Source organism: Brochothrix campestris FSL F6-1037, from assembly GCF_000525915.1.
GTDB lineage: Bacteria > Bacillota > Bacilli > Lactobacillales > Listeriaceae > Brochothrix > Brochothrix campestris.
In genome coordinates, this window is sequence record NZ_AODH01000020.1 from 1 (window position 1) to 17237 (window position 17237).

Consider the following 17237-nt stretch of genomic DNA (forward strand, 5'->3'; position numbering starts at 1 on the left):
TGTCAATCAACTGCGTCTAACAATCCAGTCTTTAGATTCAAAATAGTCATATGATTAACAGTTGACAGCGCCAAAAAAGCGTCTTTCTTATCGATAAAAAAAATCGGTAAAAAAAGACGCTTTTTATTTGTTATCATTTAGTTAAGCTATTGGCCATACAATTTGTGGCTTACGTGCGGCTTGCGCTTCATCCAAACGATGAATGTAGGTCGTATGTGGCGCTTCTTGTACGATTTCAGGATTATCTTCTGCTTCCTTTGCAATTTGAATCATCACATCGCAGAAGTTATCCAATGTTTCTTTCGATTCTGTTTCGGTCGGTTCAATCATCAATGCTTCTTCAACAATGAGCGGGAAATACGTGGTTGGTGGATGAATGCCAAAATCCAACAGCCGCTTCGCGATATCGAGTGTTCGCACACCCTGCATTTTTTGACGACGACCACTTAACACAAACTCATGCTGACAAGGCCCCGCAAACGGGAGGTCATAATACGGCATGAGTCGCGCCATAATATAATTCGCATTTAAAACAGCATGCTCCGTCACTAATTTCAAACCAATCGGCCCCATTGTCCGAATGTAGGTGTATGCGCGAACATTAATACCAAAGTTACCATAAAATGGCTTCACACGACCAATCGATTCAGGACGATTATAATCAAACTGATAGGCATCGCCCTTTTTGATTAATAATGGTTTTGGTAAAAATGGCACTAAGTCAGCCTTAACACCTACAGGACCAGAACCGGGTCCTCCGCCACCATGTGGACCAGTGAACGTTTTATGCAAGTTGAGATGCACGACATCAAAGCCCATATCGCCAGGACGTGCCTTACTCATCACCGCGTTCAAGTTGGCACCATCGTAATACACCTTACCGCCGACCTCGTGAATAATAGCAGCGATTTGTTCGATGTTTTCTTCAAATAAACCAAGCGTATTCGGATTGGTTAACATTAGCGCTGCTGTTGTTTCATCGGCTACACGGCGCAAATCTTCAATATCAACAAGTCCTTTTTCATTAGATTTAACGGTAATGACATCAAACCCTGCCACTGCTGCTGAAGCAGGATTTGTCCCATGAGCTGCATCAGGAATAATAACTTTTGTTCGCTTCGTATCACCGTTCTTTAAATGGAAGGCACGGATGAGCATTAACCCAGTCCATTCACCGTGAGCTCCGGCTGCAGTCTGCAATGTTACCTCATCCATCCCTGTAATTTCTTTCAAATCTTCTTGTAGATTGTGCATGAGCCCCATGGCTCCCTGCACTGTGTTTTCAGGTTGCAACGGATGAATATGGGCAAATCCATCTAAACGCGCCGTTACTTCATTTACCTTAGGGTTGTATTTCATCGTGCATGAACCCAATGGATAAAAACCTGAATCGACACCATGATTATGGTTTGATAAACGTGTGTAATGACGAATTAAATCTAATTCCGCCATTTCAGGAAGTTCCGCTGGTACTTGACGGATGTTTTCGACACCGAGAATCGCTGTTGCATCTACTGTTGGTACGTCAAGCGGTGGTAAACTATAGCTCACTCGCCCTGCCTTTGTTTGTTCAAAAATGAGTGGTAACGTTGCTGTTGTCATCATTTTGCCACCTCCAGTACGTTAATAAAGCGATCAATTTCTGCTTTAGGAATAACCTCAGTGACAGCAATTAACATCTGATGGTCCATCCCTTCATAATCACGACCGAGATCATAACCGCCAATAAAGCCTTCATCAATGAGTAGCTGTTGTAGCTGCGCGATTGGCTGCGAAAACTCAACGACAAATTCATTGAATTGACGTTGGCCATAAGTCACCTTGAAGCCTTTAGCCTCAAATTGTTGACGGGCATAATGAGCTTTTTGGAAGTTGAGATTGGCCGTCTCAACCAACCCTTGTTTTCCGAGCGATGCCATTGCAATACTTGATGCTAAAGCGTTTAAAGCTTGATTCGAACAAATATTTGACGTCGCTTTATCACGACGAATATGTTGTTCACGGGCTTGTAATGTTAAGACAAAGCCACGTTTACCATTTTCATCAACCGTTTGTCCGACTAAGCGACCAGGTACCTTCCGCATTAGTTTTTTAGAAACTGCGAAATAACCGCAATGAGGACCACCGAATGATTCAGCAATACCAAACACCTGTGAATCACCGACGACGATATCAGCACCTACTGCCCCTGGTGGTGTCAGTAAACCGAGAGCCAATGGATTCGACGATGTAATAAACAAGGATTTATTGGCGTTCGCCAACTCAGCAAAAGTTGCGATGGGTTCCACTTGTCCTACAAAGTTGGGATACTGCACAATCACTGCCGCTGTATCATCTGTCATTAAAGCTTTGATAGAGGCAACGTCAGTTAGCCCGTCTTTTGCTTTTGCAAGCACAACTTCAACGCCGCGCCCCTCACAATAAGACTGCACAACTGCTTGATACTCGGGATGAACGAGTTCGCTCATTAAGATTTGCGATCGTTTTTTGACGCCAGCTGCTAATGCTGCTGCTTCTCCGAGTGCTGTACCACCATCATACATTGATGAGTTTGCCAATTCCATCCCCGTAATGCGGGCAATCATCGTTTGAAATTCAAAGATCGCTTGTAATTCACCTTGTGAAATTTCAGGTTGATACGGTGTATAGGCCGTATAAAACTCCGAACGTGAAATCATACTATCAACCACTGCTGGAATGGCATGCGTATAAACACCGGCACCTAAAAAAGACGTGTGGGTGGTCGTTGTTACATTTTTCGCTGCCAAACGTGACAACTCTCGCACGAGGCTATTTTCATCTGCAGCTGGCTTTAAGTTCAAATCTCGAGGCAGACGGACAGATTGCGGAATCGGTGCAAATAATGCCTCGACATCATCCACACCTATCGTTTGGAGCATTTCTGCTTTATCGTTCTCAGTCAGTGGTAAATAACGGTATTCGTTCATGCTGTCTCCTCCTATCGGCTACGTTTATAAAATGTTTTCGGTACTTTTTTTCGCTTGTAACACGCGTTTACGCACTTGAATATCGAAGGTCGTTTCATCAATGACCTCATGATTAACTAAGGCAAGGGCGATACTTGTTCCTAAGGTTGGGGACTGTGTTCCAGTAGTAACGACCCCCACTTCAACCCCATCTTTCAACACAGGATAACCATGGCGTGCCACGCCTTTATCAATCAGTTCTAAACCGATGATACGACGCATTGTACCTGACGCTTTTTGAGCAATTAAGGCCGCTTGACCGATAAAGGTCGCTGTTTTATCGAGCTTGACTGCAAAACCTAGACCGGCTTCAAGTGGCGAAATATCTGCTGTGATTTCTTGACCATATAAGGATAAAGCCGCTTCAAATCGCAGTGTATCACGCGCCCCTAAACCAATTGGCAAAACGGTATCTAATTCAGCAAATAATTGCCAAATTTCTAAAGCTGCCGCACTCGCCATGTAGATTTCAAAACCATCTTCACCGGTGTAACCCGTCCGTGACACCATCACTGGTTGACCCGCGATGATGACGTTCTCTTTAAAATAAAACGGTGGAATCGCTAACACGTCTGTCTCTGTTAGTTGCTGCACGATTGCTCTTGCAGCTGGTCCTTGGATAGCGATTTGACCATACGTCTCAGATACATTCGTAACGGTCACATCATAGGTTTCAAGCTGCGCTTGCATCCAGTCGTAATCCTTTTCGCAATTGGCTGCGTTCACGACTAATAAATACGAGGTTTCATGACGACGGTAGACAATTAAATCATCGACACAGCCACCGGTGGGATAACACATAATATTGTATTGTGCTTGTTGGTCTTTTATTTTACTAATATCATTCGTGAGTAAATGTTGCAAATAAGCAACTGCATCTGGCCCAACGACGGTAATTTCACCCATGTGTGACACATCAAATAACCCTGCTGCTTCGCGCACAGCCTGGTGTTCTTCTTTGATACTGCTAAATTGAACGGGTAACTCCCAACCTCCAAAATCAATTGTTTTGCCATTGAAAGCCGCATACCCTGGAAAAATCGGCGTACGTTTTAATTCGCTCATTGCCATTCTCCTCTCATAGATGTGTGATCCCTTTTTACAGCACGCATAAAAAAGGACGCATTTTTAGCTCATGCGTCTCTGTTATCTGATGATGAGCCAGAATTTCAGAGCTGTGTCCCATAGTAATCCGTTTACCTGAGAGTTTCGTGTCGCAACACTTGCCCCTTCGGTGATGCTTTTTGCATGCTCTCTCACTATGTTCAGCCACTAAACTATTCACTTTTTACCCTTTCATCATAACATATTCCGAATTGTCCGACAATACCTCTCTTTTTTATATTTACTTATTTTGTAACCGCTTACCTTGCGTTTTAAACAAACATTAATGGTATTTATAGAGATAATCATTCGTTTTTAGGTAAAAAAAAGGGGGGATTGTATCACATCACGAATAGGATATAAGGGACCCTTTTTAACTATTGACAAGCACACGTGGATTTTTTTTGAAGGAGTTGATGGTATCGACATTGCAAATCTTTGCCAGCGCTATATTACTTTAGCCTTACGACAACATTACAGCGACATTCACTTCACCCCCTTAGAAAACAGCTACCTCATCCAACTGCGATCTGGCTCCGATTTAAGAATACTGACCACTTTACCGTTAGATGTTGCCCAACGCTGCCTCACTTACCTAAAATACAACAGTGGGCTTGATATGGGTGAACAGCAACTACCGCAAAGCGGACGATTGCAATTAGCTGGCATCGACGCGGCTAGCCTACGCCTTTCACTCATTCCTAATTTTCGCTCCCAGCCTTCAGCTGTCATTCGCTGCGTGCCTTTACACATAACGGCACCGTTAGCGTTATTCGATACACAACGAAAACAACTGTATCAGCTCATCACAAAGAAAACAGGCTTACTCTTATTTAGCGGACCAGTCGGCAGTGGCAAAACCGCAACGATTGCTCATTTACTCGAACATGTCACCGCTCATTACAATCGTAAAATCATTACGGTTGAAGATCCCGTTGAACGGCCCTCATCCGCTTTTTTACAATTTCAAATTAATGAGAACGCGCAGTTCACCTTCGACGTCGTTCTCCGAGCAATTTTACGACACGATCCTGATATCGTGATGATTGGCGAAATCCGTGATGCTCTTTCAGCCCAAATGGCGATTAGAATCGCGCTAACTGGTCATTTAGTCGTGGCGACCATCCATGCCACTGATGCTACCGGAGTCTTATTTCGCTTAAATAACTTTGGTGTCACTGCATTAGATATTGAACAAACTGTCGAGGCTGTCATTGCCCAACAATTCATTTCTTTGGCGCAAACGCTGACGCATCGTACCCTCTCACCACCACTTCAACGAGCCCTTATCTATGAAATCGTCACCGCTGAACGACTTGACTCTTTACTACACACCCACCAGTTACCAGCACATTTACGTTTTCCGTACTTGTTTAAGAAAGGAGTCCGCTATGGCTTTATCGACCCGCCTAACTAACCAAAAATTTCACGCCGCCTTATTACAGCAACTAAGTGATTTACTCAACAATGGTTTAAGCCTTGAAGATGGTTTACGCTTTTTACAGCAGGTTTATCCTCAGCGAACAGCGTTCTTCAAGGCGCTTCAACATGATTTAAACAGTGGACTTAGCTTCGATAGTTGTTTAAGGCGCCAGCAGTTTCCCCCCATTATTTGTGCACAGTTACATTTTTCCAAAACACATTGGCAATTCAAGCAAACCTTGCACGATTGTGCGACCGCGATGAACTATCAAATTAAACAAGTGGTATTGTTACGACGGTTGTTGTATTACCCGTTCGTTTTATTGACAGTGCTTGCCCTCGTCATCGGACTCTTACAGACCTTCATTGTGCCTCAAATCGAATTATTATTTGCCCACAACGAGGCTTCCCCCCCTTTTTTACTCCTACTGTTAAAAAAGGCCCATTATGGCCTAATTGGGACCGCCATCATTAGCATCGGACTCTTTATTCCGATTAAGCATTGGTTGGCACATCAATCAGCCTATCAGCAAGCGCTCTTTTGGAGCGAGTTTCGTCTATCTGCACACATCGCTAAATTGTATTACACGCAGCTATTCGCACGTGAATTCAGTCTATTGTTAAAAAGCGGTCTCTCCTTGCAACAAATTTTACAATTAAGCCAATCGAATCATACCGGCCTCTTTAAAGATGTGGCGGTGCAGTTAAACAATGAACTCCAAAGCGGCCTTAGCTTTAGTGAAGCCTTGCAGAAACACCCTTTTTTTTTTACCGCTGTTCGTTACCATCGTCCAGCACGGTGAACGCAGTGGCAAACTACCACAAGAATTATTAGCCTGCCATCATTATTGTAATGCACAACTAAAAAGCGGATTAAAACGGCTACTCAATTTGATTCAGCCTTATTGTTACTGTTTATCGGCACCTTTATCATTATGATTTACCTCAGCATTATGTTGCCTTTATTTGAATCAATTGATTATATTTAATTTTGTAACGGATACGAACGAAAAAACATCGACAGTAAGAAGTCGATGTTTTTCATATTATTGGTCTAGCTCATCCACCTAATAGCTTCTAAATTTCAAGTCCGCTACTTGCGACGGGACATAGTCGCGCGTTCGCGACCTTTCCAATTTATTCGCGATTCAACAAGGTGGATTCGCTTTTATTGGTCCAGCTCATCCACCTAATAGCTTCTAAATTTCAAGTCCGCTACTTGCGACGGGACATAGTCGCGCGTTCGCGACCTTTCCAATTTATTCGCGATTCAACAAGGTGGATTCGCTTTTATTAGTCAAATTCACTCGGATTTCTCGTTCATAATAGTGCTTGAGTGATTGATCAATTTGTCGTTCAAGTTGTGCCACCGAGGCAATGCCACCTGCGACTGAGGCAGTCATCATTAAAATGCCGAGTGCATACACATAAGCAAAACCATTATGAGGGCGCTGGCGTTTCCAAATAATAATAACCACGTCCCTTCAATTCAATATGCCATGCTGTTGTCTGACTCCTTGCTTCAAAAGAGCTGTTGGCGGTGTCAACTTCATACAACAACGTGATATTACCGCCTTTGGCAGTCGTCATCATTAACTTGTCATTTTTCAGTTGAAAATGAAGTGCTTCACCGTCGTTTAAATACCACCCTAATTTCGTTGGCGTTGTGTTGATTGTCCGCAAATCAGCGCCTAAGCGCTGCAGTTGAATGAGCATAAAATGCCAATCCGTTTCTGTTTGTCGCACTAGCCAACGTTCTTGCACTTGCATAACGCTTTGTGTAATACCGACAATTAATTGCATCACCAACGGCAATATCAACAAGGAAACCAGTACCTCAATCAGCGTAAAGCCGTTCGCGCGTAATCTTTTTTTCGGTGGCCCACCATCGCCACTTTTCATCTTCAACCACCACCTGCCACTCCTCTGCTTTTTTTATCAGTTGCCACCGATACAGCTGTCCATCAAACCACATGTCTCCTTTGGTGGGAGTCCCAAATTGGCTGACATGGTATATAACAGCGTAGGCCTGTTTATCTTTATCACCTTCACGCTTCGTCACTTCAATCTGATAAAAAAAACGACAATACTCGTCAAACAAACTATTAAAATAATCAAGGTGAGCATTTGTTCAATCAAGATAAAACCGTTCTGTTTTTTCAAGTCGCATCCGCCCCCATTTAATGTGCATCACCACTTTGAATTGATGATGAGCTGTTTCAAATATTAACGTATCAAACCGATTCACCTCTCCTGCGCTATTATAACGGTATCTCGGCGCTGCCTTTACGATTGTCATCTCTTGATAATCTTCACTGATTGTTCCAAATAATTGCTGCTGCTTAAGCAGATCATAACGCACCTCCTGTGTTTGTTTTGTTTCCAATGCTCGCATTTGTGCAAGTTGATGATGCATGACTGTTCGTTTCAGACTAAAAAAACTGTTCAGTTGCGTATGAAGCTGTGATACGCCTTTAAACGAGATTCCCGCTAACAACATCACAATCACTAAGACAAGCAGTAGTTCTCCGATTGTAAAGGCCCGTTTATTTAATCGTAACGGTGCCATCTTTTGCAATCACAATTTTGCGTTTATCTGCGCATTGATCTTGACCTTTCTTTAAATAGCCCCGGTTGACCAGTTGCGTCACTGTCGGCACCTTTCCTGTATCCATTTGATAAGCCATCACCTGATTTTCAACCATATTGCGCTGTGCCTCACAGCCTTTAGCCTGTGCTGTTTGTGTATGCTGCATCACATTCGGCAAAATAAGTAGTAATAAAGCTGAAATGATGACTAACACAATCAGCATTTCCACCAGTGTAAAACCATTTCGTTTTCGCATGCTTTCGCCTCCTTCATGTTATACCTATTCGCAGACGCTAAACAATCTCCTTTCAAACGGCCAGTTAGACGTTTCAGCTCATTTAGCCACCTCATAATACCCTTATTTACGCCAATAAAAAAAAGTGTCAAATGCAGCATTCGCATTCGACACGTTTCTCAGTTCACATTTATTTTTTCTTGCGAATCATATCACCGGGTTTAACCGCTTGTTTAACAGGTAGATAGACGGTCATCATCGCTTTTGGAGCACGTTCAATCGCAATGCCGTCTTCATCTTCCATTGCGGTAATTGTTTGCTCAAAGTGAGTGAATCCCGGCCCGTAAAATTCGACCTCATCCCCAACACTAAAAGCATTCCGCTGTTGAACCGTCGCCATTTGTGTGCTGTTGTCGTAGGCAAGTACTTGCCCAACAAAAGCATAAACAGGCAGTTTGCGGCGCGCACCAAACAACTGTTCATTTTCACTAGGTCGGCCGTAATAAAAACCACTCGACAGTTCACGTTGCGATACCTTCCATAACTCATCAATCCATTCTTGCTTACAAACGTAATTGTCCGGATCAGCCATGTAACTATCGACAGCCGCCTTATACACATTAGAGACGGTCGAAACATAATGAATCGACTTCATCCGCCCTTCGATTTTAAAACTGTTCACGCCATTTTGAATCAAATCGGGAATATGTTCAATCATGGTCATATCTACCGAACTCATCGAAAACGGTTCAACAGTTTCACCTGTCGCTAACGATTGATGCGTCGCCGGTGTTGGTGCTTCGAATAAATCATATTTCCAACGGCATGATTGTGAGCAACCACCACGGTTCGCATCTCGTTTAGACATGTGATTAGACAAGACACAACGGCCTGAATATGAAATACACATCGCCCCATGAATGAACGCTTCAATTTCAACGCTCGTTTTTTCACGCATGGCCGCAACTTCGGCCATCGACACTTCTCGCGCAAGCACAACCCGTTCTAATCCCTCAGCTTGCCAATAATTCAAGGTCTCATAATTTGTTGCAGAAGCCTGTGTTGATAAATGGACAGGCAATCCCGGGGCATCGGTAATACAAATTTCGATTAACGCCGGATCTGATACAATGACCGCCGAGATGCCGATATCGCGCAGGTTTCTAAAAAAGGCGCCTGCGCCTTTCGCGTTACCTTCATGTGTCACCATATTGGCCGCAACATATACTTTTGCCTGATGCGCCTTAGCAAAGGCGACCCCTTCGCGCATTTCATCGTAAGTGAAATTTCCCGCTCGTGATCGCAATCCGAATGCTTCGCCTCCAATATAGACGGCATCTGCCCCATAATGAATCGCTGTTTTTAATTTTTCTAACGTCCCCGCAGGTGCTAACACCTCAGGACGAATTAATGTTTTTGTCATCATAACACTCCTTTACTTAACTGCTTCGGGATCCATTAAAAAGAATCCCGTATCCATACTACGTGTTTTAGGATGTAAGTGCGTCAGTTTTTCTGATAGCCCTAGTAACATCGTCTCTTTAAACGCAGCCGTTTCATACAAACGTTTCACCGTGACAAACAACGCGACAATTTCAACAAAACGCCCTTCCTCCACAAACAGACCATCTAGTTTCCAGTCATGCATACCAATCGCTAGCAACTTATCAAGCTGTCCGAGTAAATTGACATCATGATTGGCAAAAATATGTGTACCATTGACATCTTCATAGATTGAATAATGGGTTTCGTCTTTGCGTGGTTCAGAAATAAAGAGACCACGTTCCTTTGTAATAAGGTCATCTTTTTTAATAAAATTCAAATAATTTTGTACTAATGGACGTCGTGATTGATGAATGCAGGATGCCCCATACACTAAAAAGGTCGCAGGCACAGTGAGTTGTGGCGCCAGCATCGTTAGTTCTTCATAAGGTACTTCATGCGCTAACATCCCCCCGCTTGCGCCTCGTTTCGCCCAAAAATTGATTTGTCGGGCGCTTACAACCATCGTTTGTGCATCATAAATAAACGGCAAACGGTACTCTGGCTGTTTCATGATTTGAAACACACCTGGATCACCAGCCATCACTTCATCGGCACCCGCCGCTTTTAAAAACGTGAGATAGTCCGGTAATTGCTCAATTTGTTCATTATGCATTAATGCATTGACCATGACGCAAGCTTTCGCCCCATAAGAATGAGCAAGCGCGATTAGTTCACGTTGTTCGGCACGGCTAAAGGAATGAGCCAAGCGCAAACCAAAGGTATCTTCACCGAACAATAATTTTGTAACACCAACCTCAAGCAACGCCTTTGCTTGAGCGACTGATTTTATCGTCGTACTGATTTCAATCATGCTAAAAAAACCTCCTCGTTATCCTAATACTGTTTTAGTCTAACAAAGCAGTTGCTGATGAAACAGAAAAAAAGTATCCGCTCAGCGAATACTTTTTTGTTTGTGGCTATTTTTTTACAATATCTTTAAGTTATTCAATAATTCGTCACTTTTACGTCTCAAAATGACTACTAATTTTGTTCCGCTAACACTAGTGAGGCAGCCCCAATAACACCAGCGTCATTCCCGAGTGTTGCCACTGCAATTTTAGTGCTTTGTTTCACAGTGCTAAAAACATTCTTTTCAAACTCATCACGCACAGGTTCAATCAACACATCGCCCGCAGCGGATACACCACCACCAATAACAATCCGCGACGGATTCAATAAGTTACCAATGTGACTTAAGGCAAAGCCGAGCGATTGTGCCACATAGGCAACAACTTCTTGGGCAAACGGATCATATGCCTTGGCCGCATCAAATACAGCTTTGGCACTGACTGAATTGTTTAATAATAAGTCATCACGCAATGTCGAATTGGCTTTTGAAGATGGGGCTTGTTGGCGCGCCACATTAAGAACACCGGTCGCTGAGGCAATCGTTTCTAAACAGCCTTTTTTTCCACAGGTACAAGCAATACCATCTCGTTCAACCGTCACATGACCAATTTCACCACCTGCACCGGCGATACCGCGAACAATTTTACCATTCGTAATAACACCACCACCGACACCTGTTCCTAACGTCACAAATACAACCTCGGATTCACCATCACCCGCACCTTGCCACCCTTCACCTAAGGCTGCCACGTTGGCATCGTTATCAAGATAGACAGGTAAACCGGTCAACTCTGTTAGCGTCGCACTCACTGGCTGAACAGTTGTCCAGTTTAAGTTGAAGGCATTGACTACCGTACCGTTCGTATAGTTAATCGAACCAGGTGTTCCCATTCCGATACCAACGATATTGTCTTTCTCTATAGCTAGTTCCAACAGTTTGTTGTTTAACGACTTGGCAATGTCCGGTACAATGTGCGAACCAGCATCTGCAATATTTGTTTTAATCGTCCATTTTTGTTCAATTTCACCAGTCAAGCTCACAATGGCAAATTTAACAGACGTGCCACCCACATCAATCCCTACTAATTTTTTAACCATACGCCAATCCCTCCATTTTCTTCTTCACGGATCGCACCAAGCAAGACGAGTCGTGCCGCCGCATAATCATTTGTCTCAATTAATTGATGATCAAAAAGTTCTTTTATTTCCGTCGCCATCATTTCTAGGCTGGCTTTGCGGTTACCGACATAAATGAAGGCACCAAATTTTTTTAACAATTGTTGCACATCAAAGACAGTTTTAATTGTCATCGTACACCTCTTTTAGTTCGATTCGTTTAACTTTTCATACAGCGCCTTATAGCTCGCATCACTGCTCTGGGCACTCGCCTGCTTAGCGGCCGCGATTGCTTTCAACCGGTTCCCATCCGCTTGATGCACTAATGCTAGGTTATAGAACGCTTCAGGGAAATTAGGTTCTTGCGCAATCGCTCGTTCTAATGCTGTGATTGCGGCCGCATGATTCCCCTTTTGAAATTCAATTGTACCAAGTAAAAAATCGCTTACATAATCATTATAGTTATTTTTTTCGATAACGCCAACCACTTTTTTTTGCTTTGCCCATTTTGTGTTGTTCAATATAACTCATCGCAACAGCGTTTCCAGTGGCTGGATCGCTGGTTGCATTCACATTACGGTAGCCGATGACCACAAAATAACTGAAAATAACAACAGTTAAGGCAACATACACCCACCGTTTCCAATCGACGTACTGCCCCTTAATTGCGACGCAGTAAGCCATAAACAATCCACCAATTAAGCCACCGATGTGAGCATATTGATCAACATTCGACACAACAAAACCGTAGGCGAGGTTAATTCCGAGTAAGAACAAGACGTTTACCCCTAATGTTTTCCAATAAATTTGCGGTTTTTTGATGATGAGATAGAGCAATGCACCAAACAAGCCGAAAATTGCGCCACTCGCTCCGGCAGATAAACTGTCGGAATAAACAAAGCTCGCGATGACACCTGCAATCCCGGCAACAAAGTAGATGGTTAAAAAGCGCCAGCCGCCAAAAATACGTTCAACCAAAGTTCCAATAATAAAGAGTGACACCATGTTCATTAAGAGGTGGGTAAATCCGATATGAAGGAACATCGGCGTAATAAGACGCCACCACTCACCAGCCACAATCAACTCATTAATCTTTGCCCCGAACAAGGTGAGTACATACGTATCGGTACTTCCTCCCATCACCGTCATCGCTAGAAAAACGAGCACATTAATGGCAATCAGTAAATAGGTCCATAAAAATTGGTCTTTCCAGGTTTTCTTAGCCGGAAGTTGCACATTCGCACTCAAATGCGAAACCATCTTCACTTTTAACTCCTCGACTGCTGCATTCGTTTGTTCCGCTAGTGGCAACATCTTCTCAGTGTTCCAGTTAAAGTCCGCCGCCAACAAGCTCATATCAGCCGCTTGTTCTGTTGGTGTGAGTACATAACTGTTAATGGTAATGGTTTTATCCTCGCTCATTTTTGTTTCGTTATACATTCCACTTGTTTCGAGTGTTTTTTCGCATAAATAAATATTTGCTAATGTCAGTTTCGGACGGTTTAATTCTTTGCGAAATTGACTCATCACATGAACGACTTGATTAAAATCACGTTCAACAAGCACACGCCAAGTGACATCACGCTGCGATAAACGTATAATTGGCAAGTCTCTATTCGTTGTATTTTCAATCCAGACTTCTAATTCTTCTTCATTTAAATGGATGATACGGTACTTCTCATCGATAACAAAATGAGAAACAGTGTACCAAAATAAATAATCTAATGGTTTTTTCACTTCTTTGTACACTCGCTTTCTAATCACTATGTATTGTCACTCGTAATCATACCAAATATCACGCAAATATACCAAAGCATACTCCTCAAACACGGTTGATTATTTCAGATTAACAATTAAATGTACCATCTACAATTAATAATTATGCAGATAACAAAGTTTTTTTACATAAGTATGCAAAAACAACTTGCGTATTATCCGATATAGTTGTATGATTAGTGCATAAATATAATATATTTAAGCATATATATACAAAGGGGATTAAGCAGATGAAAGAAAAAGTCGTATTAGCCTATTCAGGTGGATTGGATACATCAGTTGCAATTAAATGGTTACAGGATAAAGGGTATGACGTCATTGCCGTTTGTTTAAACGTCGGCGAAGGAAAGAATTTAGACTTCGTCAAAGCGAAGGCTTTAACCGTTGGTGCTGTCAAATCAATCGTCTTAGATGTTGTTGATGAATTTATTGAGGACTATGCCTTGATTGCGCTCCAAGCTCATACGCTATACGAAGGGGCATACCCGCTTATTTCAGCCTTAAGCCGTCCTTTAATTGCCAAAAAACTTGTTGAAATCGTTGAACAAGAAGGGGCAGTTGCCGTCGCGCATGGCTGTACTGGTAAAGGAAACGACCAGGTTCGTTTTGAAGTGTCCTTCCAAGCACTCGCTCCTAACATTAAAGTGCTAGCGCCTGTACGTGATTGGAAGTGGTCGCGTGAAGAAGAAATTGCCTATGCCCAAGCGAATGCTATTCCGATTCCAATCAACTTAGACAACCCTTACTCAGTCGATCAAAATTTATGGGGCCGTGCCATTGAATGTGGTGTGCTCGAGGATCCGTGGGCAACCCCGCCAGCTGGTGCTTACGAGCTAACAGTTGCCAATTTAGAAGATGCACCTGAACAACCTGAACTGATTGAACTATCGTTTGAAGAAGGTGTGCCTACTAGCCTCAATGGTGTGCCTCTATCACCGGCGGCAATTGTAGCCGATTTGAATAAAATCGCTGGTAAACACGGCATTGGTCAAATCGATCATATCGAAAACCGTGTCGTTGGTATTAAGTCACGTGAAGTGTATGAAGCACCTGGCGCAATGACGTTAATTGCCGCTCATAAGGCGTTAGAATCAATTACACTGATTCAAGAAACTGCTCATTTCAAACCAACTGTTGAGTTGAAATTAACACAAATGATTTACGACGGACTTTGGTTTAACCCATTGACAAAAGCGTTGATTGCCTTCATTAAAGAAACTCAAACAAACGTTACTGGTACGGTGCGTCTCAAACTGTATAAAGGACAAGCAATTGTAGTAGGACGTAAATCACCGACTTCTCTCTATAACGAAAACCTCGCAACTTACACATCTGAAGACACGTTCGATCAAGAGGCAGCCGTTGGTTTCATTAAGCTGTGGGGACTTTCGACCAAAGTCAACGCCGAAGTACAATTACATGCTAAAGCAGGCGTGCATGAGTAGTAAATTATGGGGCGGTCGCTTTGCCGCGACGAATGAGGAATGGGTCGATTCCTTTGGTGCCTCAATCAGTTTTGATCAACAACTCGTAGCCGAAGATATTCAAGGCAGCCTCGCACACGTGAGCATGCTTGGTGCCACTGGTATCTTGCCGCCTGACGATGTTGCCTTAATTAAAAGTGGACTAACGACCTTAGCACAACGGGCACGGGCTGGCGAACTCACTTATCGCGAGGCGAATGAGGACATTCACCTCAACATCGAACAATTATTACATGATGAAATCGGCCCTGTTGCCGGGAAACTACACACCGGCCGTAGTCGAAACGATCAAGTTGCCACCGATTTGCACCTTTACTTAAAGAAAGAAGTCATTCATGCCACCGACTTACTCACTAAGTTGCAAGCAGTCATCGTTCAGTTGGCGACCGACCATGTCTACACCGTGATGCCTGGTTACACCCATTTACAGCGGGCACAACCGATTTCGTTTGCTCATCACCTCCTCGCTTACTTCTGGATGCTCGAACGTGATAAAGAACGTTTTCGTGACAGTCTCAAACGGGTCGATCTCTCACCTTTAGGTGCCAGTGCCTTAGCGGGCACAACCTTTCCGATTGATCGTCATTTGAGTGCGGACTTGCTCGGTTTTTCAAAGCCTTACGCTAACAGTTTAGACGCAGTCAGTGACCGTGATTTCGCAGTTGAATATTTAAGTAACGCTTCACTCGTGATGATGCATTTATCTCGCCTCTGTGAAGAACTTATTGTATGGAGTACTGATGAGTTTAACTTTATCGAGCTTTCTGATACATTCGCCACCGGATCAAGCATCATGCCGCAGAAGAAAAACCCTGATATGGCTGAACTCATTCGTGGTAAAACCGGCCGTGTGTATGGTGATTTAGTCGGATTACTGACTGTCTTAAAAGGAATTCCACTCGCCTATAATAAAGACATGCAAGAAGATAAGGAGGGCGTCTTTGATACCGCTCATACGTTAGCCGGCTCACTCACGATTATGGCAGGCATGCTCGAATCGATGACCGTTAACGTCGACCATCTGGCAGAAACAACTACGAAAGACTTCTCCAATGCGACCGAGTTAGCCGATTACCTCGCAGCTAAACAAGTGCCCTTTCGGCAAGCACATGAAATTGTCGGCAAACTCGTACTGCAATGTATTCAAGCGCAGCATTATTTAGCCGATTTAACGCTCGCACAATTACAGGCGGCACATCCACTGTTTGAGGCAGATATTTATACCGTGTTACAACCTCAAACAGCCGTTGCGCGTCGTAACAGTTTCGGTGGCACCGGTTTTGAACAAGTGCTGCAACAACTGGAACAAGCCAAAGATGCTTTATAGGATAAAACGGCCCCTCAATAATTTTCATTGAGAGGCTTGATTCTGAAGATAAACACCGTTCTAGGTCGTTATTCCCTCTAGTATTTAAAGCCTAAACTTGGGTGATTTCAAAAATAACGCAACGACGGAAAATAGTCCAAACGTTATTTTCTCCAATCACTGCAGTTTTTAACGGGCTTTAAAGTACTTTTATCTCTCTAGTATTTAAAGCCTAAACTTGGGTGATTTCAAAAATAACGCAACGACGGAAAATAGTCCAAACGTTATTTTCTCCAATCACTGCAGTTTTTAACGGGCTTTAAAGTACTTTTATCCCTCTAGTATTTAAAGCCTAAACTTGGGTGATTTCACTTGTATTTCTCCACCTTCTTTTTTACACAGTATTTTAAAAAAACAAAGTCCTTTGCTGCGGACATCCTTTACGACTACATTACGCTCACTGGATGATAACCGCTAAAGAACCACACGCTTTTCACGCCAAACTAACGATTAGTTCCTATAAAAAAACGGTTCTATAATTTATGGTGTTGGTGAATTTTCACTGATGCCTATTTTTTCGCAAAAAAATAGCAACATTTTCAAAATCCCTATAATATTAAGTCACCACAACAAATTTATAAGGGGGATTCGACAATGTCAGCTATCACTTTTAATAATATCGCGAATTCCTCTGGAATTACAGATGAAACTATTTCTTTTCCAAAAACATGGTGTTTAACTCAGTTAATTAAAGGTGTTTTAAGCACTTGTTATTTTGGTACACGCTCTTACACACCCTCACGGTGTGCGAATTGCGGCTTTA

Annotated in this window: 16 protein-coding genes, 1 pseudogene and 1 riboswitch; of the genes and pseudogenes, 4 read left to right on the plus strand and 13 right to left on the minus strand. The window is 42.9% G+C overall.

Features of this window, described 5'->3' with window-relative positions:
• Positions 1 to 141: 141 nt before the first annotated feature.
• From gcvPB to gcvT, 3 genes and pseudogenes are all read right to left on the minus strand, one after another.
• Positions 142 to 1602, minus strand: a complete 1461-nt coding sequence (gene gcvPB, locus BCAMP_RS04965) for an aminomethyl-transferring glycine dehydrogenase subunit GcvPB (RefSeq protein WP_035314192.1) — start codon at positions 1600 to 1602, stop codon at positions 142 to 144.
• Positions 1602 to 2948, minus strand: coding sequence for an aminomethyl-transferring glycine dehydrogenase subunit GcvPA (gene gcvPA, locus BCAMP_RS04970; RefSeq protein ID WP_035314166.1), 1347 nt, complete (start codon positions 2946 to 2948; stop codon positions 1602 to 1604). Before gcvPA ends, gcvPB begins: the two co-directional genes overlap by 1 nt.
• Positions 2949 to 2959: 11 nt before the next feature.
• A pseudogene (gene gcvT, locus BCAMP_RS04975) lies at positions 2960 to 4052 on the minus strand (glycine cleavage system aminomethyltransferase GcvT).
• A 113-nt stretch (positions 4053 to 4165) separates the two neighbouring features.
• Positions 4166 to 4256, minus strand: a riboswitch (glycine riboswitch).
• Between the two features lie 262 nt (positions 4257 to 4518).
• Here gcvT and BCAMP_RS04980 point away from each other — a divergent pair.
• Together BCAMP_RS04980 and BCAMP_RS04985 are read left to right on the plus strand one after the other, a co-directional pair.
• Positions 4519 to 5508, plus strand: coding sequence for an ATPase, T2SS/T4P/T4SS family (locus BCAMP_RS04980; protein ID WP_456297562.1), 990 nt, complete (start codon positions 4519 to 4521; stop codon positions 5506 to 5508).
• The gene (locus tag BCAMP_RS04985) at positions 5483 to 6316 is read left to right on the plus strand and encodes a type II secretion system F family protein (RefSeq protein WP_035314169.1); all 834 of its coding nucleotides are present in this window, start codon (positions 5483 to 5485) and stop codon (positions 6314 to 6316) included. The genes BCAMP_RS04980 and BCAMP_RS04985 overlap by 26 nt, the downstream gene beginning before the upstream one ends.
• Positions 6317 to 6772: 456 nt before the next feature.
• On the opposite strand, the gene BCAMP_RS04990 is transcribed toward BCAMP_RS04985, so the two are convergent.
• The 10 genes from BCAMP_RS04990 to BCAMP_RS05035 form a co-directional block, all read right to left on the minus strand.
• Complete coding sequence (locus tag BCAMP_RS04990; RefSeq protein WP_035314171.1) at positions 6773 to 6991, minus strand: hypothetical protein; 219 nt, start codon at positions 6989 to 6991, stop codon at positions 6773 to 6775.
• Positions 6954 to 7415 carry a competence type IV pilus minor pilin ComGF gene (locus BCAMP_RS04995; RefSeq protein ID WP_035314173.1) on the minus strand — a complete coding sequence of 154 codons (462 nt, stop codon included), beginning with the start codon at positions 7413 to 7415 and terminating at the stop codon, positions 6954 to 6956. Before BCAMP_RS04995 ends, BCAMP_RS04990 begins: the two co-directional genes overlap by 38 nt.
• A 229-nt stretch (positions 7416 to 7644) precedes the next feature.
• Positions 7645 to 8082: a hypothetical protein gene (locus BCAMP_RS13800; RefSeq protein WP_035314174.1), complete on the minus strand. Its 438-nt coding sequence runs from the start codon at positions 8080 to 8082 to the stop codon at positions 7645 to 7647.
• Entirely contained in the window at positions 8060 to 8359 is a 300-nt protein-coding gene (gene comGC / locus BCAMP_RS05005) for a competence type IV pilus major pilin ComGC (RefSeq protein WP_035314176.1), read from the minus strand. The genes BCAMP_RS13800 and comGC overlap by 23 nt, the downstream gene beginning before the upstream one ends.
• Before the next feature lie 169 nt (positions 8360 to 8528).
• Positions 8529 to 9761, minus strand: a complete 1233-nt coding sequence (locus tag BCAMP_RS13460) for a peptidase U32 family protein (RefSeq protein ID WP_198015712.1) — start codon at positions 9759 to 9761, stop codon at positions 8529 to 8531.
• A gap of 12 nt (positions 9762 to 9773) precedes the next feature.
• On the minus strand, positions 9774 to 10694 hold the full coding sequence (locus BCAMP_RS13465) for a peptidase U32 family protein (protein WP_035314179.1): 921 nt from the start codon (positions 10692 to 10694) through the stop codon (positions 9774 to 9776).
• A gap of 170 nt (positions 10695 to 10864) precedes the next feature.
• On the minus strand, positions 10865 to 11830 hold the full coding sequence (locus BCAMP_RS05020; RefSeq protein WP_035314181.1) for an ROK family glucokinase: 966 nt from the start codon (positions 11828 to 11830) through the stop codon (positions 10865 to 10867).
• Complete coding sequence (locus BCAMP_RS05025; RefSeq protein WP_332248510.1) at positions 11815 to 12042, minus strand: YqgQ family protein; 228 nt, start codon at positions 12040 to 12042, stop codon at positions 11815 to 11817. The genes BCAMP_RS05020 and BCAMP_RS05025 overlap by 16 nt, the downstream gene beginning before the upstream one ends.
• 12 nt (positions 12043 to 12054) lie before the next feature.
• Positions 12055 to 12369 carry a tetratricopeptide repeat protein gene (locus BCAMP_RS05030; RefSeq protein WP_198015713.1) on the minus strand — a complete coding sequence of 105 codons (315 nt, stop codon included), beginning with the start codon at positions 12367 to 12369 and terminating at the stop codon, positions 12055 to 12057.
• Positions 12311 to 13585 (minus strand): rhomboid family intramembrane serine protease, encoded by a 1275-nt coding sequence (locus BCAMP_RS05035; protein WP_035314185.1) that lies wholly within the window; start codon positions 13583 to 13585, stop codon positions 12311 to 12313. The genes BCAMP_RS05030 and BCAMP_RS05035 overlap by 59 nt, the downstream gene beginning before the upstream one ends.
• A gap of 269 nt (positions 13586 to 13854) precedes the next feature.
• On the opposite strand from BCAMP_RS05035, the gene BCAMP_RS05040 reads away from it, so the two are divergent.
• Positions 13855 to 15069 carry an argininosuccinate synthase gene (locus BCAMP_RS05040; RefSeq protein WP_035314187.1) on the plus strand — a complete coding sequence of 405 codons (1215 nt, stop codon included), beginning with the start codon at positions 13855 to 13857 and terminating at the stop codon, positions 15067 to 15069.
• Positions 15062 to 16435, plus strand: a complete 1374-nt coding sequence (argH, locus tag BCAMP_RS05045) for an argininosuccinate lyase (protein ID WP_051456900.1) — start codon at positions 15062 to 15064, stop codon at positions 16433 to 16435. Before BCAMP_RS05040 ends, argH begins: the two co-directional genes overlap by 8 nt.
• The last annotated feature ends 802 nt before the right edge of the window (positions 16436 to 17237 follow it).